The organism is Sneathiella sedimenti, assembly GCF_017313765.1.
GTDB lineage: Bacteria > Pseudomonadota > Alphaproteobacteria > Sneathiellales > Sneathiellaceae > Sneathiella > Sneathiella sedimenti.
Genome location: NZ_JAFLNC010000001.1, coordinates 191,076 through 212,831, shown reverse-complemented (window position 1 = coordinate 212,831; position 21,756 = coordinate 191,076). Strand labels below are relative to the sequence as shown.

The window sequence follows — 21,756 nt, the reverse complement described above, 5'->3', positions numbered from 1 at the left end:
GTCGCAGGAAACCGGTTATTGTCACAAGGACTTTGCTTCCTGCATCTAGCGCATTAAAGCGACCAGTGGGGAGGGCAGCTTGTATGTCAAAGCATGAACGACAGCATGGTGGCGATGCCAAGGAATGAGAAAAAGCCGGCAATGTCCGTAACGGTTGTCAAAATGATAGATGAGGCGACGGCGGGATCCTGCCCCAATTTGGTCAACACGATCGGAACAATGGCTCCGGCGAAGCCCGCAGCGACCATGGCCAGAACCATGGACAGCATGATGACCAGGACCAGGCCTAATGAGCCACTCCAGAAAAACACTCCAACGCCGCAGGTGATAGCCACGGCCAGGCCGTTCACGAAGCCGACATTCAATTCCTTGAACATGACCTGAAATCCCTGACTCGTGGAAATTTCGCGTAGCGCCAGGCCACGCATGGTAACCGCCAGGGCCTGGGCGCCGGCGTTTCCGGATTGGCCTGCGACGACGGGCAGCAGGACAGCTAGGGCGGTGAATTGAGCGATTGTTGCCTCAAACAACCCGACGACGGCTGCCGCCATGAAAGCGGTCAACAGATTGATCTGCAACCAAGGCAACCGCTTACGCACGGCAAAAAGCGGTTTCGATAGCGCTCGTTCATCTTTACTTGCACCCACCATAGTCTGTATGTCCGCGGTCGCATCCGACTGAATGGTTTCAACCAGGGCCGCATGTTGAATTACGCCAATCAAAACACCATTGAGGTCAACCACCGGCAAGTCGGCGAGTCGGTCTCGCTCCAGAAGTTCCACAACCTCGTCCTGCGGCGACAAAGGATTGACATAGGCTGTTACCGGCTTGGCAAGGTCCTGTAGCCGGTCGTCCGTATTGGCAACCACAATATCCTGGATAGAGACCTTGGAGGAGAGCCGGTTTTCCTCATCTACGAGAAACAGGCTGCGGGTATTTCTTGATCGGGTTTCCCGTAACTGATCAATCGCTTCTGCCACCGTTGTGGTGGTTCGAAAGGTCGCCTCCACTGGGTTCATTAGCCGACCCGCGCTGCGGTCGGGATAGCTCATCAGCTTTTTAAGGTCGGAGACCTCCCTGGCATCCATCGCGTTCAGGTATCTATCTCGATCAGGTTCGGGTAGGGAGGAAAGCAGCAGAGCCGCTTCATTTGGTAAAAGTACGGACAATAATTCCGTGGCGCGTGCATCCGGGAGCTTGCCGAGCAATCTTGTTGCGATCGGCGTCATCAAACGCCGCCAAACCGGAACCAGAACTTCTATGCGTTGGCGTGACAAGGCAACGGCTGCCTGATCGGAAGGCAGGGATTCAAGTAGGCGGGCCGCATCCCAGGGATGATCCAGCAGGAACCGCCGTTCTAACGGTTCAATGGCGTCGTCGATATTACCCGTCATGTTTGGTCTCCAAATCTGTTTTGGGGCCTTGTGTGTCCGCTGGGTTCAAAACCAGGCCTATTAACCCGACAAAAGTAACGAAGCAGCTATTGATTAGGTGAGTAAGGATCGAGGTTGAGGTCAGGCTGTTGGGGTCCCGAAGGGCGTCAGCTATACCCTGGCGTGCGAGGCTGCGTGACAATGTCCCAAGGAAATTGCCTTTTCTGCCAACGACGGCAAGTCTGGCATGTTCGTCCCAATGAGGTGAATTGACAACGGAAGCCAGCGTAGCCCTATTTGAAAGGGTGGGAGGGGCGCTGTTTACAACATCCTGCAGCGCTGCCTTGCCGTCTTTTTGGACGAGGTGCGATATCCGAATAACGCCGACAAATCGATGCGCATCATCAACCACGAACAGCTCATCGCCTTCGGGGCGGGTTTTGCGCTTCGCGTACTTTAAGGCGTCGGCAACAGTGCGTGACAAGGGCAATGGGGACACGCGCTGATCCATCCACGCGCCAACAGAATTGCGCGGATGATTGAGCGATTTTCTGAAGTCTCTTGCCAGGTCGAATGGTAGCGCCTCCATTACGGCATCGCGATTTTCAACGCTCATTACCCGTAGAATACTCGCGGCATCCAGAAACATCATCGTTCGCAATAGATGGGCAACCTGATCCGTATCAAGCTGTGCCATGCACTGGGCTGCGGCAAAAGGAGTCATCCGGCCGAGAGCCGAAGCGCTCGCATAGCCTGGCAAGACGCTAATCAGCGCAGCCGCGTCGTCAATTGCCAGATTTTCCAGAATCCGCGCTGCGGCGCTGGGGTTGCGTTCGATAAACGCAACGCTGAGAGGAGAAGCACTAGGCATCGACAAGGTCCCCCTCTTTAAGCGTGATCTGGTTATGGAAATAGGCCTCGCCAGGGACAGATAGGCGACCAGCGGATGTTTCCAGAATGACACCGGTTGGCGTGAATTCCAGAATCTGGCCTTCATCGCTACCAATAATCAAGACCTGCCCCGGAGAGTACTGTTGCTGTAAATAATGGGCACCGATCAGGTTACTCGTCAGCGGCCGCGCGCCAAGACCAAATGCGATGGCCATCCCGCCCATAACCGCTCCCATAACGATGGAGATGATCACGATCAGGAATGTTACGTCGATGCCAATTTGCTCGATGCCGATAATCACGGCCGTCAGGAACGTGGCCCACTGCGCAAAAATGCCGATCATCTCTCCTTGTCCGACGGCCATGGAAACCAGGGCTGTGGAGACAAGATCACGTATGGCAGCGCCGAGTAAATATCCAACAATTACGATCAACACACCGCCCAGAACCCGCGGCAAATATCCGAAAATTACCGCCAGCCAGGACGAAAATGTCTCAAAAGAGGCGACATCCGCGGCAAGTGTGATGGCAAACAGGATGGTCAACCAATAGACTACATTTCCGATGAACTGGGCTGACCTTGGGGATATCCGAAAACTGGCGAGCCGACCCGTCGGCATTACAGTTTCAAAGAAGCGGTTTAGTCCGTTGCTCAATCGTGCCGACATGGCCCGCAGAAACCGGGCAATCAACCAGCCGGCAATTAATAGAACTATTGCGCCAAGAAGGCCGGGCAACGCATCAATCAAATTAGAGAGCAACTCCATGCCGGCTGTTTTGCCGCTTTCAAGCCAAAGTGATGGATCTTCCATGTGCTTTAATCTCCTTTAGGGGGCGCTCGATCACGTTCGAGGTCCGGCGCCGGTGCCTGATCTGGGTCCGGCAATTCCGTATCTGAACCCCCGTCAGGGAGGTCCAGATTTGTTGTCATCGTATCGATACGAATTCTTTCTACATGACGATCTTTCATGGCCAATACATTAAACCTGAACCCGTTGACTATCACCTTATCTCCCTTAACGGGCATGCGGGAAAGTTCGCTCATAATCAGGCCGGAAATAGTATTGACGCTGGTCGATTCATCGACTTGAAAGCTGGTTTCTCTTTCAAGATCTGTTAGCGGTGCCAGTCCATGGGCCACCCAATATGTGTCTTTCCAGATAATGGGGTATACGGGCTCTACCTTGTCGGTTTCATCGGAAATTTCACCGACGATTTCCTCAAGTAAGTCCTCCAGCGTGACCAATCCGGAGAAAGCACCATACTCATCGATGACACAGGCCATATGGGATCGTGTGTTCCGCATGACGTCGAACATTTCAGCAACTTTTAGGGACTCCGGGACAACGAGCGGGTCACGACAATAACTTTTCAAATCTGTCCAGGGCGCAGGCGTTCCATCGATGATGGCGTTTATCAAGTCGCGTACCAAGATTATGCCAACCACGTCATCCTGCTCGCCTTGCAAGACGGGGAATCGTGAAAATTGGCTTGTTCTGATCACATTAAGGTTGCGTTCGTTAGATGCGTCCAGCCGCAGGACCTGGGTTTCCATGCGGGGCACCATCACTCGCTCTATGGAGCGTTCATCAAACCGGAACAGATTATGCAACATCGCCGCACGTTCAGCCGCGACTTCACCATGCTGAACCGAGACATGAATTAAACCCCGCAGTTCGTCGCTTGTCAGGACATCTGCATGGCTTGCTTCCCGAACATTAAAAAGACGAAGAATGGCGCGCGAAGACCAGTTCAGCAGCCAGCTCAACGGGAAAATCGTGCGATAGAACCAATGTAACGGATAGGCCAGCAGCATGGAAACTGGCTCGGCTTTTCGGATGGCAAGTGTCTTCGGGACCTGTTCGCCAACGACGATATGCAGGGAGGAGAAAACAACAAAGCCAACGATAAAAGCAATCGTATGTAATGTTGTAAGCGGCAAATCAAGCGGGGCAAGAACCGGCTTTAAAAGAGCTGCGACTGCGGGTTCTCCCAACCAACCCAGTCCGAGCGAAGCCATGGTGATGCCGAGCTGGCAAGCAGACAGGTAGGCGTCGATGTCCCCTTTAATGAAAAGTGTCAGTCGGGCCGCTTTGTTGCCGGCGCGCGCCTTCGGTTCAATGCGGAAATTTCGTGCCGAGACCAAAGCAAATTCAGCTGCAACAAAGAAGGCATTGGCCGCGAGCAATGCAACTATAGCCGTCACCTGGAATGCAATTGAGCTCAAGCTGAAATCCCTTTGAAATATATTTTCTACTTTATAAATAACTAATATTTTGCTATAAAGAAAGAAAAATTTGCTATATCAATATTTTTTGGTAAATTCGGCGTGTGTTGTTGGTTGGCGATAATATGTGAGGAGGGGTTGTAGTGCCGGGTAGTCTTGATTATTCGAATGCGGAGGTGGTGGATCGGCTTGTCGCGCTTTATGATCACTCGTTTGGCGGTAAGCCGCGGGGCCGCTATCGTATTTCTATGAAATTGATGTGTCGATTACTGAACCAGCGGAGGTTATGGCCCGAGCAAATAGAGGCAATTCGGCGCGGATTATATGAAACAGGATATATCCTTGTCGATCTTGGAACCTATTTTGCAGTGGTCAACCAACGGACCTTTGCCAGCTATCGGCGCTTGAACGAAGCGAGTATCGCCGGGTTTGATAAAGACCAGGATTCCGATGCGCTAGAGGACCCGGAGTCTGAGAATTCGAACCGAACCGGCAATTCGGATCAGGACGCCTAGGGTGAGTACCGCGAAGAAACTCCAGAATCAAAAAGTTATCGGATGGCGCGAATGGGTCACCTTCCCTGACTTGCTATCGGAGCCGATCAAGGCGAAGATTGATAGCGGTGCAAGAACGTCGGCGATTCATGCGATCCATATTCAGACATTCATGGAACGCGGCGCACCGCATGTTTCCTTTGTCCTGTATCCGATGCAGAGGCGGCGGGAGCCAGCCGTCAATTGCATTGCGGAAATCCGGGATGAACGGGAAGTGACGAGTTCAACCGGCCATAGCCATCCGCGCTATGTTATCGAGATCAATGTCTGTTTAGGGGGGACGACCTGGCCAATCGAAGTGACCTTGGCCGACCGGGGACTTATGGGGTTTCGTCTGCTGCTAGGACGCCAGGCCCTGAAGGGCCGCTTTTTAATCGACCCGAACCGGTCATTCATTGCCAACCGCAAACGTGCGGAAGGTACCACCAAGTCCACTATCGAAAGGCGAGATTCATGAAAATCGCTCTACTCTGTCGGAATGCGGAACTGTATTCACATAAACGAATGATCGAAGCAGCGGAAGCACGAGGCCATCAGGTTGATGTTATCAATCATCTGCGTTGCTATATCGACATCGCTTCCGGGGATCCGGAAATTCACTACAAGGGTGAAAGTTTAAAGGGCTATGACGCGGTAATTCCTCGCATTGGCGCGTCGGTAACCTTTTTTGGTACTGCCGTTCTGCGCCAATTTGAAATGATGGGCGTGTACCCGGTCAATGAGTCGGTGGGCATCTCGCGGTCGCGCGACAAACTGCGCAGCATGCAATTGTTGTCGCGTGAGAATATAGGTCTGCCTGTAACTGTTTTCGCCCACCGCACGTCGGATGCGACAGAATTGCTTAAACTTGCCGGCGGTGCGCCGGTCATTATCAAGCTCCTCGAAGGAACCCAGGGTATTGGCGTTGTATTGGGTGAAACTCCGAAAGCCGCGGAAAGCATAGTCCAGGCCTTTGGCGGCACGAACACGAATATTCTGGTGCAACAATTCGTCAAGGAAGCCAATGGCGAGGATATACGCTGTATTGTCGTGGGCGATAAGGTTGTCGCCTCCATGATCCGGCGTGGCGCGGAGGGAGACTTCCGCTCAAATCTGCATCGTGGCGGCTCGGCTGAGGCTATTAAAATAACCGCCGCCGAACGGTCAACCGCGCTGAAATCGGCTCGTGCGATGGGGCTAAACGTCTGTGGCGTCGATATGTTGCGATCAAATGCCGGCCCCGTGGTGATGGAAGTGAATTCTTCGCCCGGGCTTGAAGGTGTCGAGAAGGCCACCGGTATTGATGTCGCGTCGAAGATTATCGAATTCATTGAGAAAAACGCCAAGGCCGGCCGAACTCATACAAGAGGCAGAAAATTCAGCCGGAGCCAGAAGCTTGCGTAAACCTTTTGAACTGGCCGGCGAAACTATTCCCGCCGGTCAGCGACGGATCGTCGATATTCCGCTGAGCATGATGTCCGATCACACACCGGCGACATTGTCTGTGTTGGTGATACATGGCAAACGTGAGGGGCCGACTATCTTTGTCAGCGCGGCTATCCATGGTGACGAGATACTTGGTGTCGAAATAATCCGTCGCCTTGCGAGGTTGATGGCGCTCCGTCGTATTTCGGGTACCTTGTTGTTGGTGCCGATTGTCAATATGTTTGGCTTTATCGGTCAAAGCCGTTATTTGCCGGACCGTCGGGATCTTAACCGGTCGTTTCCCGGCAATGCCAAGGGCTCCCTCGCGTCCCGTCTTGCCCATCTTTTCCTCAATGAAGCTGTCCGGCTATGCGATTTCGGCATCGATTTACATACAGCTGCGATACACCGCAATAATCTGCCGCAGGTTCGCGTCGATCTGAATGACAAGAAGGCGCGGAGCCTGGCGGAGGCGTTCGAGCCTCCGGTTATCGTGAATTCGTCACTGCGGGATGGCTCGTTGCGAAACTCCGCAAGTGAGCTCGGGATACCTGTCATGGTTTATGAAGCAGGAGAGGCGTTGCGATTCAACGAGGTTGCCGTGCGTGTGGGCGTTTCCGGAGTTCTGAGAGTCATGCGGCACCTGAACATGGTCTCCAGCAAGAGTGCGGCCCGTTCAGCCAGAAAGAAGGTCAGAAAAACAGCCGTGGCGACCAAAAGCGCATGGTTGCGAGCGCCGGATGGCGGTCTTTTGCGCACTCGGAGCAAAGTTGGCGACTTTGTTCATGCGGGTGACCTTCTCGGAATGGTTTCGGATCCTTTTGGTGGGCGGGAAACGGAAGTGCGTGCCACCACGAATGGGCTTATCATCGGTACCGTGACGATGCCGTTGGTAAACCAGGGAGACGCTCTATTTCATATTGCCTTTTTGTCTGAGTCCGCTGCATCCGGTGCATCAATCGGCGCGATTGAGGAAGAATTCGAGAGCAATCCGTTATTTGACGACCAGTTGTAAGAGACTCATCCGGAAACGTTATTTTATCCGTTAACCGTCACCTAGTTTTCCCCGCACTCGGCTTTCTTGGAATGCTGGTCGCGCAGGGAGGAAGACATGACGGTTTCTTTGACGGCCTGCCAATTCAGAATAAACGTGGAGCCGGGGGAGGGAAGTTTTGCGTCCGTTTTTGTCAGATCAACCGCCCCTAAAATCGTGCTAATTTCATTATCTGTGTCGCTCATGGGAAAGGCGGCGACATCGACATTTAACCAGGATTTATCGGCAAACTGTATCTGTTCGCGAACGGCAACCGGTTGCCTGGTGGAGGCGCATTTTTTATACATCCAGAGTATGTCGTTAGTTCTGTCGCCATAGAGCTCTTCATTCAACCACTTGCCGGTGGCGTTTCGACCGGCCAACTCCGTAATCCTGGTTCCCAATAGACGGTACTGAAATCGAAGTGGGTTTTGGAAAACATCGACAAGAGCGATATTGGGTAAATGGCGAACAATTGCTGCGGGACTGAAGTCCTTCTTGTTCGGCATTAATCTATTCTGCCTTAAATTCACCCAGTAATCCCGTATTTCCGAAAGGCTGTTGGAAGAAATCGGCAGGTTTGTTTTTATTCGGTCCATCGTGTTACCAAAGGTGTAAATCCCTTATCTAAATGTCACAGTAGCAACCGCAGCCTGTGCACGTGACGTGCCCCAAGCAGTGGCCTCTCCAGGGATTTTATCGAAACCGTCGAGATCTACACCGGTTCCAGGAGTGCTAACTATGCGTCCGCCTTCGGCATTGAAAATTACAATTGTCCCCTCGAAAAGGAATACACCATAAGTCCCCTGAGATGGTCCACCCCAAAAATCAGTTCCGCGTACACCAATTGTTGCAACGCTGCTTTTTATTTCAACGCGTTTGTCTTTCATCTGGCTTATTTTTCCGGTGATAAACCGGAACGGACCCTGGAGAGCGCCAATGAGCGCTCTGCCAATGCCGTTACCTGGATCGTAAAGAAATTCGTCAATCTCAACGCGGGCATTCTCGCCGATCAACAGGGTTGTCCCATCCACGAAAGTGATTTCAATGCGCGCCATGTCGTCTGAGTTGATTTCGTCATTTTCCCGGATCACGGATCCGATCTCCATGGGGAATGTTTCGCCGCCCCTGATGATCTTCGCATCGTTTTGCAGGCGGGTGACTTTGCCGACTTCTGGATTCGCTGCAACAGCGCTTCCGGAGGCCACAAACAGAAGTCCCATCACTAGAGACAACATCAAAACCAAATTCTTGAACATAGCGCTCTCCTGCATCTTTTACTTTGGGCTCAGGGTGTTTTCGGATCACAATTACGTCTGCGTTACACCGCCCAGTAGATTAAATACGGCGCGGAGGGGCAAAAGGATCACTTTGCGCTAATTTTTTTGATCACGGCTTGTTGGAAAGCCACGGCAATTAAGTGCTTTCTGAGCATAAGTGGAAGCTTATCCTTTTACCTCTTCCGGTGCTACACGAAAACCTGTCAGGCTGATGCCGGTTTCCGTAAATGTGAAATCAGTCACGAATAGCCGCATCTAACTTTTCTTTCTTGAGTAATCCACTATGCGTATCAGGCGCCGCGATAACGGAAAGGGCGTTCGCTGTCGCAGCTTGGAGACACATATCCAGATCCTCGCCAATGGCTGCATAGGCAGAAAAGGTTGTTGCAAAGGCATCCCCGGCCCCCGCCGTATTGCTTACTTCGGATTTTCCCGCCGGGTGGAAATGAACGCCATTAGCTGTACCTGCGTACGCCCCCTCTGCGCCGTTGGTTACGAGAACAATTTTCGGTCCGATCCTGCAGACTTCTTGAATGAAACTCTCGAAAGATCGTCCACCCAGACCTTTTTCCAGTAGAGCCGGCCCGTCTCCGGAGGGCTTTTTATCTGTCCGGGGCTGCCCTTTCGGTAACAGCGCAAGCGCAAGCTGTTCTGCCTCAACCGCATTGATGGAGAGCAGGTCGACATAGGACAATGCTTCGATAATATCTCCGGCCCAATAGGTAATTTGGCGGATGCCGGGATTTGTCGCAACAAAGGCTCCTGCTTCTTTTGCAAGTCGGGCAATTTTTGTCAGGCACGCCGCGGAGTTGCCGGACAGGCTGGCGATGTAGACAAGGTTCTTTTTGTGAAAGAGAGTCTGCTCAATCTCATCCTCGCGGAGGGCAGTATTCGCGCCACGGTTCGTAAAAATTGTAGGATTGCGAACATGCGACATGACCATGATCGCCTGACCGGTAGGCAGTACGCCATCCTCTATCATCAGGCTTGTATCAATCGCCTCCGATTCCAGTACTTCCCGAATTTTCTCCCCTTCAAGATCCTTGCCAACGCGCACGAGAGTGCCTGTCTGGTATCCAAGGCGGGCCAGGGCAACTGCGGAATTTGTTCCGCCGCCTCCAACAGAAGACTTGATGGAACTCACGTCTATCTTTCGTCCTTCCTCAAGCAGCAGAAAGGACGATGTGGCGTTATGCATGGTCATTCGCTCAATATCCTGATCGTCGACCGACGCAATAACATCGATGGTGGCGGAGCCAATGGTGAGAGCGTTCAATTGAGTGAAATTTTTCATACTACTAACTTAACCCTGCCATTTGTTCGCAATGTTCGGGCTATTGCGAAGATTGATATAGCAATGTAGCCTGTTTTGAAAAAATAAACACCTTTCGGTGCAGCGGGCGAGGATAAAACATGAGCCCTTATATTGTTTGCCTTTCATTTGATTTCGATGCCGTTTCAAGCTGGATCGTGAAGGGCCGGACGACGCCGACCCTGATGTCCCGCGGCGAGTTCGGGGCCGTGGGGGCCCCGCGCATACTCGATTTGTTGCGAGAATATAACATCAAGAGCAGCTGGTTTATCCCCGGCGTGACCCTGTACAGCTATCCGGAAATTTGCGAGAAGATTGCCGCCGGTGGTCATGAAATAGGTCATCATGGCTGGTCCCATATCCCGCCAGCCAGTCTTTCGCGGGAAGAGGAGCGTGAACAGCTTATCCTTGGAAACGAGGCAATCCAGAAGCTGACTGGCCAGAAAGCACGCGGCTATCGTTCCCCATCCTGGGATTTGAGCGCCCATAGCGTTGAGCTGCTGCTTGAAGAGGGATTCCAATATGATAGCAGCATGATGGGGAACGATTATGCGCCATATCCTGTTCGCAGAGGGGACCGCGTTCATCAGGATGCGCGGGTTGATTTCGGTCCGCCGACAGAACTAATTGAAATGCCAATAAGCTGGTCCACGGACGACTTTCCCCATTTCGAATATGTTCGCAACAAGAACTCTGTTTTGCCGGGATTGCGTTCCACAAGTGATGTCCTGGAAAACTGGTTGGGCGATTTCGACTATCTGCAGCAGAAACTCGACTGGGGCATTCTTACCTACACCTGCCATCCGTTTTGCATTGGCCGCGGGCACCGCATGTTAATGCTGGAGAAGTTGATTGTGGAACTTATGGACCGTGGTGCAAGATTCCTGACCATGGAGGAAGCGCTCACGGAATATAAGCAACGGGAAAGCGCGGAGTAGTCCGGATCCCGGAACGCAGACATTAAACGCGCCTCATTTGGTATAAATTTCAATTGTATCCTGTCTTGTATCTGGCATCATGAAAGTCAAAAGAAGGATGGCACAACATCCTCGAAAAAAATAATGGGAGAATTATGGGAGAAGAAGAATGGTGGAAGCCATCAGCAAATTTAATTTGCCGTTTGTCAGCCTCGCGGATGTAGAGGAATTTGAGAAAACGCCGATTGAAAAATGGGTGCCGTTTCAGAATGTTTATGAAGCCTTTTGCACAGCGGTCGATCAATATGCAGAAAAGCCGGCCCTGATCGCTCTGCCGCCCGGAGATCCAATGGGGGACGGCAAGGTAATCACCTATCGCGAATTACTTGCCAAGGTCAATCAGACCGCCAATCTGTTTATTTCTGCAGGTCTCAAGAAAGGGGAGACGGTTACATATCTCATTCCGCTGTGTCCACAAGCCTATTTCACGATGCTGGGCGCCGAGACGGTCGGAACAGTAAATGCCGTTAACCCCTTGCTGGAACCGAAACATATTCTTGGCATTGCCGAAGCGGCAAACGCCACCATCATCATCGCAACGGGACGGGCCCTCAGCCCCGAATTATGGGAGAAGGCGGCCTACGTAATCGAGCGAATGCCCAATCTCAAGGCGGTATATGTTCTGGGTGGCGGGGCGGAATGCGATGGCAGAAAGATATTTCCGTATGACGAAATGATCGCCAAGCAGGATGCTAGCACGATCAATGGCCCGCGAAATGACTCACCGGACGATATCGTCGGTTATTATCATACGGGGGGGACAACCGGGGTTCCAAAGCTTGCCCCGCATACAAACAGAATGCAGCTTTCCCAGGTTGCGATTAGCGGCTTTGGTCTTGGATATTCAGATGCGGATTGCCTGCTGGCCGGGTTGCCTATGTTTCATATCAGCGGATCAATCGTTGTTGGTCTTGTCCCCATGTTAAATGGCGCGACCTTGGTCTTAGCAAGCCCGCAGGGGTTTCGTGATCCGCAGGTTATCGGCAATTACTGGCGACTGGTTGAGAAATACGGCATCACGGTGCTTGGCGGCGTGCCGACAATGATGTCCGCGCTGCTGAACATCCCGGTCGGGGATGCCGATATCAGCACGCTCCGGGCGGGGCTCACTGGCGGGTCCGCGGCACCGATTGAGGTTTTGAAGGCGATTAGTGACCTTTCCAAGGTGCCAATGCTCGAAGGGTACGGCATGACGGAGGTAACGTCCTTTACAACCATGCAGCCGCAAAATGGCGAAGCACGGTTCGGATCGGTCGGGCTGCGGTTGCCGTTTGTTGATATAGAGGCGGCCCATATCGATGAAAGCGGAACTATCGAGCGATTTGCCGAGCCCGATGAAATCGGGGAGATCATCATGAAGGGCGGCTGCGTGATGCCCGGCTATGTACAGTCAGCCTATAATCAGTCCGCCTTTACAAAGGATGGATGGTTTCGCTCAGGCGACCTTGGCCGCATTGATGCCGAGGGCTATATCTGGCTCACCGGTCGCGCGAAGGATATTATCATCAGGAGCGGCCATAATATCGACCCCTCCATTATAGAAGAAGCCCTGCACGAACATCCCGCTGTTGAGCTTGCCGCGGCCATAGGACGCCCGGATACATACGCTGGAGAAATACCGGTGGCATACGTCCAGCTCAATCCGGGTGCGACGTCGACACCGGAAGAGCTCAAGGACTTTGCCCGTGAGCGGATCCCGGAGAGAGCCGCCAATCCCGCCGATCTCACGATTATCGATGCGATGCCGCTCACTGGTGTTGGCAAAATTTTTAAGCCGGCATTACGTCACGATGCAGCGGTGAAGGTTTTTTCCGCAGAACTTGAACCACTCCGTGCCAGTGGCGCGGTGATCGCGGTGAGTGTCGATAACCATCCAGTGCATGGCAGTGTGGCGACGATTTCCGTCACCGGTGGGGATAAAACAACGCTTGGTGAGCAGATTGCCGCTAAACTTGGCCCCTATACGCTCCGCCACGAAGTGGTTTGGCTGGATTGATAATGTGCCCCATATAAAGAGGATCATCGCGCTTTTTCGTGAAAAGGAGACTCGTAATGACTATCCGCAGCCCGATTTCCAGCTTGCCAACACATGAGGTAACTAACGTACCTCCTGTTTTGGGCGATCAGGCTCTTTACGGCAAAGACTTGCCGTTGCAGGAAGGGTTGCTGCGCGAGGGCGCAGGATGGGCCGAGCGGGAAGTCATCAATTTTGCCATGAAAGCAGGGTCCGAGGAAACGCTAGAATGGGCCAATCAGGCCAACCGCTATCCGCCTGAAATGAAAGCCTTTGACCGGAATGGGATGCGGATCAATCAGGTGACCTTTCATCCCGCCTACCATAATCTGATGGAGCTTGCGATCGCCAATGATGTACCAAGTTTTGCCTGGAACAACCCGCGGGCTGGAAATCATGTGGCCCATGGCGCGCTCTCCTATCTCCTCAATCAGGTAGAAGGTGGTGTTCTTTGTCCGATGGCGATGAGCTATGCGGTGGTGCCCGCCCTCAAAACCACGCCGGAAATAGCCGAGGAGTGGATTCCTCGCCTGCTTGCCAAGGAGTATGACCCGCGCGATATCCCGGCAAGTGAGAAGAAGAGCATTACCATGGGGATGTTCATGACGGAGAAGCAGGGCGGCTCCGACGTACGTGCCAATTCCACGAAAGCGCGGCCGGAAGGATCCGCTACGGGCCCCGGCGGCGCCTACATCCTGACCGGGCACAAGTTTTTCTGTTCGGCCCCGATGTCGGATGCCTTTCTGTCTCTTGCCTACACGGAAAATGGTCTCAGCTGTTTCCTTTTGCCCAGATGGCGGCCCGATGGTACGCGCAATGGGCTGTATATCCAGCGTTTGAAGGACAAGCTCGGGAACAAATCCAACGCCTCAAGCGAGATGGAGTTCGTCGATGCCTGGGGCCTGATGGTGGGAGAAGAAGGACGAGGCGTACCCACAATCATCGAGATGGTGCAGGGGACGCGTTATTACTGCGCTGTCGGCTCCGCGGCGTTGATGCGCCAGGCGCTGACCCAAGCAATTCACCATGCAAGTTATCGCTCGGCTTTTCAGAAGAAGCTGATCCAGCAGCCGTTGATGCAAAATGTGCTCGCTGATCTCGCGCTGGAATCGGAGGCCGCGACAACCCTCTTTCTGCGTCTTGGCCGTGCGATCGGTGCGGGAGAGACAGATCCAGCGGAAGCGGCGCTTGCGCGCCTCGGGACGGCGGTTGGTAAATACTGGATCTGTAAACGGACGCCAGGCCATGTCTATGAGGCGATGGAATGCCACGGCGGTCCCGGATATATCGAGGAAAGCATCCTGCCGCGCCTTTATAGGGAGGCACCGGTCAACAGCATCTGGGAAGGGTCGGGTAACGTGATCTGCCTCGATGTGCTGCGCGCATTGTATAAGGATTCTGGCACACTTCCCGCTTTTTTTGCGGAGCTTGAGCAAGCGAAAGGCGGCAACCGCCTTCTCGACAGCCATATTGCCCGCCTGAAAGCCGAGGTTTCGGAAACCGGCGGTTTTGAAACCCGCGCCCGGCGGATCACGGAAATGATGGCCCTGGCTTGGCAGGCGGCCTTACTTGTACAGCATGCGCCCGCAGCGGTGTCCGACGCATTCTGTGCCTCGCGTCTTGGAGATTGTTGGTCAGGAGCATACGGGACATTGTCGGAAAAGACTGATTTCGATGCGATTCTTGTTCGGGCCGGCGCGACATTGTGATTTTTGGTAAAAATGGCAATAGGTTATTGCCAATTGAAAGAACAGACCGTTAAATAGCAGGCCATAAGGATAGCTACTTACGACTCGTTGTTGCAGTGTAAGCGATCGCTTCCTATAAAGAACAAAAAACAATCAACTGGAGGCACCCATGAAAACAAAAATAACCGAACTCTTTGGCATTGAGCACCCGATCATCCAAGGAGGAATGCATTATGTCGGCCTCGCTGAACTTGCCGCCGCCGTCTCAAATGCAGGCGGGCTCGGCATTATTACGGGACTAACTCAGAAAACACCGGCCGATCTTGCGAATGAGATCGCGCGCTGCAAGGATATGACAGACAAGCCTTTTGGCGTGAACTTGACGTTCCTGCCGAGCTTTGCCGCGCCGCCTTATCCGGAATATATCGAGGCGATCGTCAAGGGCGGTGTTAAAATCGTTGAAACTGCGGGCCGCAGCCCGGAAGCCTATATGCCTGCGTTGAAAGATGCCGGTATCAAGGTCATTCATAAATGTACCTCAGTTCGGCATTCGTTAAAGGCCCAGAGGATCGGCTGCGATGCGGTCAGTGTGGACGGCTTCGAATGTGGCGGACATCCGGGGGAAGACGATATTCCGAACATGATCCTGCTGCCGCGCGCGGCGGAAGAACTGGAAGTACCGTTTGTTGCCTCAGGCGGGATGGGCAATGCCCAACAGCTTGTTGCTGCCCTGGCGCTGGGCGCGGACGGCATCAATATGGGCACTCGGTTCATGGTGACGAAAGAAGCTCCTATCCATCAGAATGTGAAAGATGCCATCATCGCTGCGTCGGAACTGGACACTCGACTGATCATGCGTCCACTGCGCAATACCGAACGTGTTCTTGACAACCCCGCGGTCGAAAAGGTTCTCGAGATAGAACGTGAGAAGGGTGCCAACACCAAAATCGAGGACATTGTTGCTCTGGTGGGCGGTGTCTATCCGAAAGTGATGCAGGAAGGTGATATGGACGCGGGTGCCTGGAGCTGCGGCATGGTTGCCGGCCTCATACACGACAATCCGACATGCAAGGAATTGATCGACCGGATTATGGGCGAGGCAGAGGAGATTATCAGAGGTCGCCTCGGCAATCTCATGTCCGCCTAACCGATACTAGGTCCCGGGCTGAAAGTTCCAGTGAATTTTCAGCCCTATTTCCCCGTCCAGACAGGTTTCCGTTTCTCGACAAAGGCCCGGCGGGCTTCTTTGCTGTCCTCGGATGCAAACGCAAGCGCAACTGCATCAAGCGCGGTGCCCGGAACGGTTTTGAAGTCCATATTCTCCATGCGATAGATCAATTCACGTGCGGCTTTCAGCCCGACAGGGGACATTTCCGCTACTTTTTTCGCTAGTTTTCGGCTTTCCGACGTGAGGTCTTCCGGTGCAACAACACGGGTAATCATGCCCAAACGCTCTGCATCAACGGCGGAAATGGTATCACCTGTATAGATCAACTCCGCAGCTTTCATTCGGCCGATCAGACGCTGCAGAAACCAGACATGCATGCCAGGAGGTGCCGCCAGATTGGGGACGCCCGGATAGCCAAATTTCGCATCCGAGGACGCTATCACCATATCGCAGGCAAAGGCGAGGGTACAGGCGCCTTCCATCGCATATCCATGCACTGACGCCATAATTGGTTTTGACAAAGCCCGAACCTTGTCAATCATCTCGACATAGAATCTGGACAGAAAGGCTTTCATGTCAGTTGGGCCATAGGTATCCAGTAGTTTCAGATCAACACCGCCTGACAATCCCTTGCCCTTACCCGATATAATAATAATTCTGACGTCCGGATCCGCATTTGCCCGGTCGAGCGCTGCGAAATATTCTGTTGTCATTTGCGGGGTGATGACATTGGCCGGGGGGTTGTCGAGAATAATATCGGCAATTCCATCTTCCACGATATAGTGGAGCAGGGAGAATTCGTTCATTGGTCAAATCGCTTTTTTTTACTTATTTTCTGGATTGAATGTTTATCATAAAGCATGCTGTGGTGAGAAAAACAATAAAAAGAGGCAATAAATGAATACGCCCGAATTTCGAGAGTTTCTAAAACGTTTTTCGAGTGCTGCGGAAGCCGGCGACGGGGAGGCCTTTGCCGCCTGCTTCACCGAGGATGGCATCTATCACGACTATGTCTATGGCAATCATCAGGGGCGTGCGGAAATCGCCCATATGATGTCAGATCAGTTTCATCGCGATGCCGGCGAAGATTATCGCTGGGAAATGTTCGACCCCATTTGCGATGGAAACCTTGCGTATGCCTGGTCGCTTTCAAGTTTTACCTCGACGGTGCCGGAGTTCGCGGGAAAGCGGGTCGTTATCGACGGAATGAGCCGATTTGAACTAAGGGACGGATTGATTTCCGACTATCGCGAATCCGTTAATGGCGGCGTCGCGATGGCACAGCTGGGTGTCCAGCCTGAACGCCTCGCTAAAGTCTGCGCGAAATGGGGCCGGATGTTGATTGAACAGCCTGAGACCAAAGAGTATTTAGCCCGCTCGAAAGGGTCGTGGAAAGACGGAACTTAGAGCATGGTGTCGTCCAGCCGCGACGGCGGGTCAGCGGAAAAAGAGGGAATGGCACGAGGCATTCCCTACGGGCCCTTGACGCTCACAATTGCCATGCAGACCCTGGCAACGATGGCAGCGTTTTCTGCGCCCACACTTGCGCCGAAAATTGCCGAAGATCTCGGCGTTGATGGCCATCTTATCGGATTTTTTGTCTCCACCGTTTATGGAATCGGCATTTTTTCGGCTCTGTTGTCGCCGGATTTTATACAGAAGTTTGGTGCGGTACGGGTGGCACAGTTTGTCATGCTGGGCGTTGTGGCCATGCTCGTCATCGCGGGCTCGGGCGGCTTTAATGCGCTGGCGCTCTGTGCATTTGTTCTCGGTATTGGATATGGAGCGACAGCCCCTGTCTCAACCCATCTTTTGATTCCACGCACAAACCCCAAGGTACTCAATCTCGTCTTTTCAATCCGGCAGATCGGAGTGCCGTTGGGTGGGGTAATTGGAGCACTACTGTTGCCCGTGTTTGCCGTTAATCTTGGCTGGCGGATTGCTTTCTGGGCCCAGATTATCCCCGCGATCCTGCTTATCCTGTCATTTCAGATATACCGTAAAAGCTGGGACAGGGACAAAAATAGCGCACATCGTTTGTTTCGGGGGGAGCTGTGGCGACCGCTTTATCTCCTGCGTGATAATACCCTTATGCGGCTGCTTGCGCTTGCCAGCTTTTCATATGCCGGCGTTCAGCTCTGCTTTATCGGTTTTATGGCCCTGCATCTTACCAGTAGAACAGGCTTGGACCTGGTTGCAGCCGGTCAGGTGCTGGCACTCTATCAAATCGCTGGCGTTACCAGCCGTCCTCTTTGGGGGTGGTTGGCGGATCGTTATATCTCGTCCATCAGGTTGCTCGGCTTGTTGGGTTTTGTCATGGCCGCCACCGCAGTTGCGGCCGGGCAGATGTCCGAAGTATGGCCGATCTGGGCTATACTTCTCGTCGCAGTTTTTGCAGGAGCGACTGCAAGTGGGTTTACCGGTATCGCCTACGGTGCCTATGCGGCTTTCGGGGGGCAATATCGGACAGAAGCGACGGCACTAGGATCGAGCGCCATGTTCGCCGGTGTGCTTATTTTGCCCACAATATTTGGGCTTATCGTAGGCGACATGAACCATTATTGGCAGGCCTATAGCTTGATGGCGGCAATCGTTTTTCTCAGTGGGCTTTGGCTTATTGTCGCGAAACCGTCTATGGATTAAACAACGTAAAAACAAAATGCCAACTTAATAATAAAAAGGAGAGAAAATGGAGATCGTTGGACTGGGACTACACTATGAGGAACTGCCGCTGGGACGGCAGTTCATGACGATCGGCCGCACGGTGACAGAAGCGGATATTGTTAATTTCATCAACTGCACCGGCATGACCGAGGTTTTATTCACGGATATGGAATATCTGAATGAGCATTCGGACATTCGTGGCCGAGTGGCGCCAGGCGCACTCGCCTACACGATTGCGGAAGGGCTGCTCGTTCAGTCGACCATGCAGCACACGGGGTTGGCATTTCTGAATATGGAACTTGACGTGCGCGCGCCCGTTTTCGCCGGAGACACAATTCATGTGGAATGCGAGGTGATCGAGGCACGCCTGACAAAAAAAGGAACAAGAGGACTTGTGCGCACGCGTAATAAAATCATCAACCAGAAGGGCGAAGTGGTAATCGAGTATACGCCGCTACGCATGATTAAATGCCGCAGTGCACATTAAAGATGAATGATGCATAACGGGGGTCGGAAGACGCGTAAGAGCTTGTTTTCAAAAAGATAGCCTAGAATATTGGCCGCTTAGAAAACAAGCCCCTGTGTTCTAGTGACAGATCTTATGCATTTTTGATCGTTAGTCCCGCATCCACCGGTAACGCAACACCATTGATATAGGAGGACGCTGGTAAAACCAGACTCAGGGTTGCGTGCGCGACTTCCTCCGGTACCCCGTATCGCTTCAGCGGGATACGCCGCCGCGAGAAAATCTCCTTATGTTCATCCTTGATACGGGCCGTAATGCCGGTGTGTATCGCACCTGGGCAGATGCAATTGACTGTAATGCCGTATTTTGGCAGTTCCACGGCGAGGGAGCGGGTGAGGCCGATAACCCCATGCTTGGCAGAGGTGTAGGGCGCAATCTCTGGTGTGGCACCAAGGCCTTCAGTAGAGGCAATATTGACAATCCGTCCGGCACCGGACGTTTTAAGATGTGGCAAGGCTGCCCGGACCAGACGGACATGTGCGGTCAGGAGGACATCCATATGTCGCTGCCAGTTCTCCTCGAACCCGTCGTCCTCAACCGACATATGGTGAGAGAACCCGGCATTATTGATCAGGATGTCAAGCGCGCCAAAGTGGTCCGCGATAGCCGTAACAACGGTTTCAATCTGTTCTTTGTTGGCAACGTCGAGTACCCATCCTTCGGCCGATCCACCGGCGTTGCGGATTTCATCAACGACCTTCTGAACACCTTCTTCCGTGAGGTCGGTCACCGCAACATTTGCCCCTTCATCGGCAAAGAGATGCGCAGTTGCGCGGCCCATTCCGCTTGCCGCGCCCGTCACAAGTGCGGTTTTTCCGGCGATCGATCGGCTGAGTTTTGAAAGTTTGGCCATTCATTTGTTCCTTTTTTATTATAGTTCCGTCAAAGCTAGAGAATAAGCCCGCCGTCAACGACAATCGTTTGGCCCACCACATAGCTTGCAAGCGGGGATACGAGGTACATCACCGCGCCGGCAATATCCTCCGGGGTGCCAAGACGTCCCTGGGGGATTGTCGAGATTGCTGCATCACGGCGTTTCGAGTTCTGCGTCGTTACCTTGGTCAGCTTGGTGTCCACAAGTCCGGGTGCAACCCCGTTTACCCGAATGCCGTCTCCGGCCCACGCCTGCCCCAGAGTTCGGGTCAACCCGATTGCGCCGGTCTTGGAGGCGTTATAGGCAGGATTGCCTTTCGTTGCGTGATATCCGGCCGTGGAACTGATAATAACGAGGGATCCGCTTGTTTCGGCCAGCATATCGTGAAATTTAGATGCACAGGCCATCAGGCTGTTGAGGTTCGTGTCGATAACCTTCAACCAGCCCGGCATTTCAAACTCGCCTCGCCTGTAGACCACAATACCCTGTGACAGGATCAGCATGTCTAGTTTATCAAATCCCGGTTCATAGTCGGCGATAGCCTGATAATCGCTGACGTCCATCTGTTCATAATGAAGACCTGTGAGGTCCGAACCATCCGTACCGTCATAGTCCGCTGCGCTGGCACGGGTGCCCCACACATATACTTCCGCCCCGCGGTCCTTCAGTGCATGGGCAATGCCATTGCCGATCCCGCTGGAACCGCCGACGACTAGTGCTGTTTTTCCTGTGAAATCCAGATCGTTCACATGTTTCTCCCTTTTTCTTATTTTTTATAAACTCTACGGTTTAATATGCGATCTAGTAAAGCATAACTTAATCTGTCCCGCGTCTTCCAAAGGTGATCTTGTAAAATGTCGTTTCCCGCCGTTACCGCCACAGAAATATTTGACCGGTATGAAGCAGTCCGGCCTCGTCTTCCGATGGCGCAGTTTCCAACCGAGAGCATCGACATAGAGAATCTCGAAAGTCTCATCGACGAGATCGATGTTTTTCTCCTGGATGCGTTCGGGGTGTTGAATGTCGGGGAAAGCGCGATACCGGGTGCGGCCCGGAGGCTGGAAACATTCAAGCGTCTTGGGAAACAGGTCGTCGTGCTTACCAATAGTGCAACCTATGATGCCACCAAGGCGATTGAGAAATATCGCGGGCTTGGGTTCGATCTGGATAAGGAGCAGGTTATCTCAAGCCGCGATGCGGCGATTGCCGCGCTGGACCTATATCCAAGGGACTATATTTGGGGTGTCGCCGCGACTGCTCAATCTGGCCTGGCAGAACTTCCCCGTGCCACCCGGCTGCTTGGGGATAATCCGTCCGACTACGAGAACGTGGATGCGTTTCTATTTCTTAGTTCATCGGAATGGACAGAGGAGCGGCAAGGTCGCCTGCAGCACTCAATTCAAAGAAATCCCCGTCCTCTGCTTGTCGGTAATCCGGATCTGGTTGCGCCGCGTGAAGGTGGATTATCACTGGAACCCGGCTTTTTCTCACATGAAATTGCCGACCAGTCAGGCATCGTGCCGCATTTCTATGGGAAGCCCTTTTCGGACGTGTTTGACCGCGCATTAAAGTCGTCAGCACTTGCGGGAATAGATCGACGGCGCATCGCCATGGTGGGCGATACGCTGCATACCGATATTCTGGGCGGTGCGGCGGCCGGCGTGCGTACCGTGCTGGTGACGGGACATGGGCTTCTCAAGGGGCTGGATATTCCCGAATTGATCGCTCGATCCGGAATTGTCCCTGATTTTATCGCGGCAACAACCTAGAA

22 protein-coding genes are annotated in these 21,756 nt (G+C 53.0%); 12 read left to right on the top strand and 10 right to left on the bottom strand.

Annotated elements, in window-relative coordinates:
• Positions 1–86: 86 nt before the first annotated feature.
• From mgtE to J0X12_RS00990, 4 genes are read right to left on the bottom strand one after another with little or no spacing between them, the layout of a single operon-like run.
• Positions 87–1,394: a magnesium transporter gene (gene mgtE / locus J0X12_RS01005; RefSeq protein ID WP_207041076.1), complete on the bottom strand. Its 1,308-nt coding sequence runs from the start codon at positions 1,392–1,394 to the stop codon at positions 87–89.
• Complete coding sequence (locus J0X12_RS01000; RefSeq protein WP_207041074.1) at positions 1,384–2,244, bottom strand: magnesium transporter MgtE N-terminal domain-containing protein; 861 nt, start codon at positions 2,242–2,244, stop codon at positions 1,384–1,386. The genes mgtE and J0X12_RS01000 overlap by 11 nt, the downstream gene beginning before the upstream one ends.
• The gene (locus J0X12_RS00995; RefSeq protein WP_207041072.1) at positions 2,237–3,076 is read right to left on the bottom strand and encodes a mechanosensitive ion channel family protein; all 840 of its coding nucleotides are present in this window, start codon (positions 3,074–3,076) and stop codon (positions 2,237–2,239) included. Before J0X12_RS00995 ends, J0X12_RS01000 begins: the two co-directional genes overlap by 8 nt.
• A gap of 5 nt (positions 3,077–3,081) precedes the next feature.
• Entirely contained in the window at positions 3,082–4,491 is a 1,410-nt protein-coding gene (locus J0X12_RS00990; protein WP_207041070.1) for a hemolysin family protein, read from the bottom strand.
• A gap of 143 nt (positions 4,492–4,634) precedes the next feature.
• Here J0X12_RS00990 and J0X12_RS00985 point away from each other — a divergent pair, with 143 nt between their 5' ends.
• Genes J0X12_RS00985 through J0X12_RS00970 form a run of 4 tightly spaced genes read left to right on the top strand, consistent with a single transcriptional unit; the run spans position 4,635 to position 7,464 of the window.
• On the top strand, positions 4,635–5,006 hold the full coding sequence (locus J0X12_RS00985; RefSeq protein ID WP_207041051.1) for a hypothetical protein: 372 nt from the start codon (positions 4,635–4,637) through the stop codon (positions 5,004–5,006).
• 1 nt (position 5,007) lies between these two features.
• Positions 5,008–5,502, top strand: coding sequence for a putative ATP-dependent zinc protease (locus tag J0X12_RS00980; protein ID WP_207041049.1), 495 nt, complete (start codon positions 5,008–5,010; stop codon positions 5,500–5,502).
• Entirely contained in the window at positions 5,499–6,428 is a 930-nt protein-coding gene (rimK, locus tag J0X12_RS00975; RefSeq protein WP_207041047.1) for a 30S ribosomal protein S6--L-glutamate ligase, read from the top strand. Before J0X12_RS00980 ends, rimK begins: the two co-directional genes overlap by 4 nt.
• Positions 6,421–7,464: a succinylglutamate desuccinylase/aspartoacylase family protein gene (locus J0X12_RS00970; RefSeq protein ID WP_207041045.1), complete on the top strand. Its 1,044-nt coding sequence runs from the start codon at positions 6,421–6,423 to the stop codon at positions 7,462–7,464. Before rimK ends, J0X12_RS00970 begins: the two co-directional genes overlap by 8 nt.
• A gap of 41 nt (positions 7,465–7,505) precedes the next feature.
• Here J0X12_RS00970 and J0X12_RS00965 read toward each other — a convergent pair whose 3' ends face one another.
• The 3 genes from J0X12_RS00965 to J0X12_RS00955 form a co-directional block, all read right to left on the bottom strand.
• Positions 7,506–8,081, bottom strand: a complete 576-nt coding sequence (locus J0X12_RS00965; RefSeq protein ID WP_207041043.1) for a PAS domain-containing protein — start codon at positions 8,079–8,081, stop codon at positions 7,506–7,508.
• A 24-nt stretch (positions 8,082–8,105) separates the two neighbouring features.
• The gene (locus tag J0X12_RS00960; protein WP_207041042.1) at positions 8,106–8,741 is read right to left on the bottom strand and encodes a FecR family protein; all 636 of its coding nucleotides are present in this window, start codon (positions 8,739–8,741) and stop codon (positions 8,106–8,108) included.
• 256 nt (positions 8,742–8,997) lie between these two features.
• A complete protein-coding gene (locus tag J0X12_RS00955) occupies positions 8,998–10,056 on the bottom strand; it encodes a carbohydrate kinase family protein (protein ID WP_207041039.1) in 1,059 nt (352 codons plus the stop codon).
• 119 nt (positions 10,057–10,175) lie between these two features.
• Between J0X12_RS00955 and J0X12_RS00950 the strand changes: the two genes are divergently transcribed.
• From J0X12_RS00950 to J0X12_RS00935, 4 genes are all read left to right on the top strand, one after another.
• Positions 10,176–11,012 (top strand): polysaccharide deacetylase family protein, encoded by an 837-nt coding sequence (locus J0X12_RS00950; protein WP_207041037.1) that lies wholly within the window; start codon positions 10,176–10,178, stop codon positions 11,010–11,012.
• Between the two features lie 148 nt (positions 11,013–11,160).
• Positions 11,161–13,047: an acyl-CoA synthetase gene (locus J0X12_RS00945; protein WP_207041035.1), complete on the top strand. Its 1,887-nt coding sequence runs from the start codon at positions 11,161–11,163 to the stop codon at positions 13,045–13,047.
• Between the two features lie 56 nt (positions 13,048–13,103).
• Positions 13,104–14,774, top strand: coding sequence for an acyl-CoA dehydrogenase family protein (locus tag J0X12_RS00940; RefSeq protein WP_207041033.1), 1,671 nt, complete (start codon positions 13,104–13,106; stop codon positions 14,772–14,774).
• A 148-nt stretch (positions 14,775–14,922) separates the two neighbouring features.
• Positions 14,923–15,900 carry an NAD(P)H-dependent flavin oxidoreductase gene (locus J0X12_RS00935; RefSeq protein WP_207041031.1) on the top strand — a complete coding sequence of 326 codons (978 nt, stop codon included), beginning with the start codon at positions 14,923–14,925 and terminating at the stop codon, positions 15,898–15,900.
• Positions 15,901–15,944: 44 nt separating this feature from the next.
• On the opposite strand, the gene J0X12_RS00930 is transcribed toward J0X12_RS00935, so the two are convergent.
• Positions 15,945–16,727 carry an enoyl-CoA hydratase/isomerase family protein gene (locus J0X12_RS00930; protein WP_207041029.1) on the bottom strand — a complete coding sequence of 261 codons (783 nt, stop codon included), beginning with the start codon at positions 16,725–16,727 and terminating at the stop codon, positions 15,945–15,947.
• A 91-nt stretch (positions 16,728–16,818) separates the two neighbouring features.
• On the opposite strand from J0X12_RS00930, the gene J0X12_RS00925 reads away from it, so the two are divergent.
• Genes J0X12_RS00925 through J0X12_RS00915 form a run of 3 tightly spaced genes read left to right on the top strand, consistent with a single transcriptional unit; the run spans position 16,819 to position 19,072 of the window.
• Positions 16,819–17,328, top strand: coding sequence for a nuclear transport factor 2 family protein (locus tag J0X12_RS00925; RefSeq protein WP_207041027.1), 510 nt, complete (start codon positions 16,819–16,821; stop codon positions 17,326–17,328).
• Positions 17,329–17,331: 3 nt separating this feature from the next.
• Positions 17,332–18,564, top strand: a complete 1,233-nt coding sequence (locus J0X12_RS00920) for an MFS transporter (protein WP_207041024.1) — start codon at positions 17,332–17,334, stop codon at positions 18,562–18,564.
• A gap of 46 nt (positions 18,565–18,610) precedes the next feature.
• Positions 18,611–19,072: an FAS1-like dehydratase domain-containing protein gene (locus J0X12_RS00915; protein ID WP_207041022.1), complete on the top strand. Its 462-nt coding sequence runs from the start codon at positions 18,611–18,613 to the stop codon at positions 19,070–19,072.
• Positions 19,073–19,184: 112 nt separating this feature from the next.
• Here the strand turns inward: J0X12_RS00915 and J0X12_RS00910 are convergent, their stop codons facing one another.
• Positions 19,185–19,964, bottom strand: a complete 780-nt coding sequence (locus J0X12_RS00910; RefSeq protein ID WP_207041020.1) for an SDR family NAD(P)-dependent oxidoreductase — start codon at positions 19,962–19,964, stop codon at positions 19,185–19,187.
• A 35-nt stretch (positions 19,965–19,999) separates the two neighbouring features.
• A complete protein-coding gene (locus J0X12_RS00905; RefSeq protein ID WP_207041018.1) occupies positions 20,000–20,734 on the bottom strand; it encodes an SDR family NAD(P)-dependent oxidoreductase in 735 nt (244 codons plus the stop codon).
• Between the two features lie 105 nt (positions 20,735–20,839).
• On the opposite strand from J0X12_RS00905, the gene J0X12_RS00900 reads away from it, so the two are divergent.
• Positions 20,840–21,754 carry an HAD-IIA family hydrolase gene (locus J0X12_RS00900; protein WP_207041016.1) on the top strand — a complete coding sequence of 305 codons (915 nt, stop codon included), beginning with the start codon at positions 20,840–20,842 and terminating at the stop codon, positions 21,752–21,754.
• Positions 21,755–21,756 lie beyond the last annotated feature (2 nt).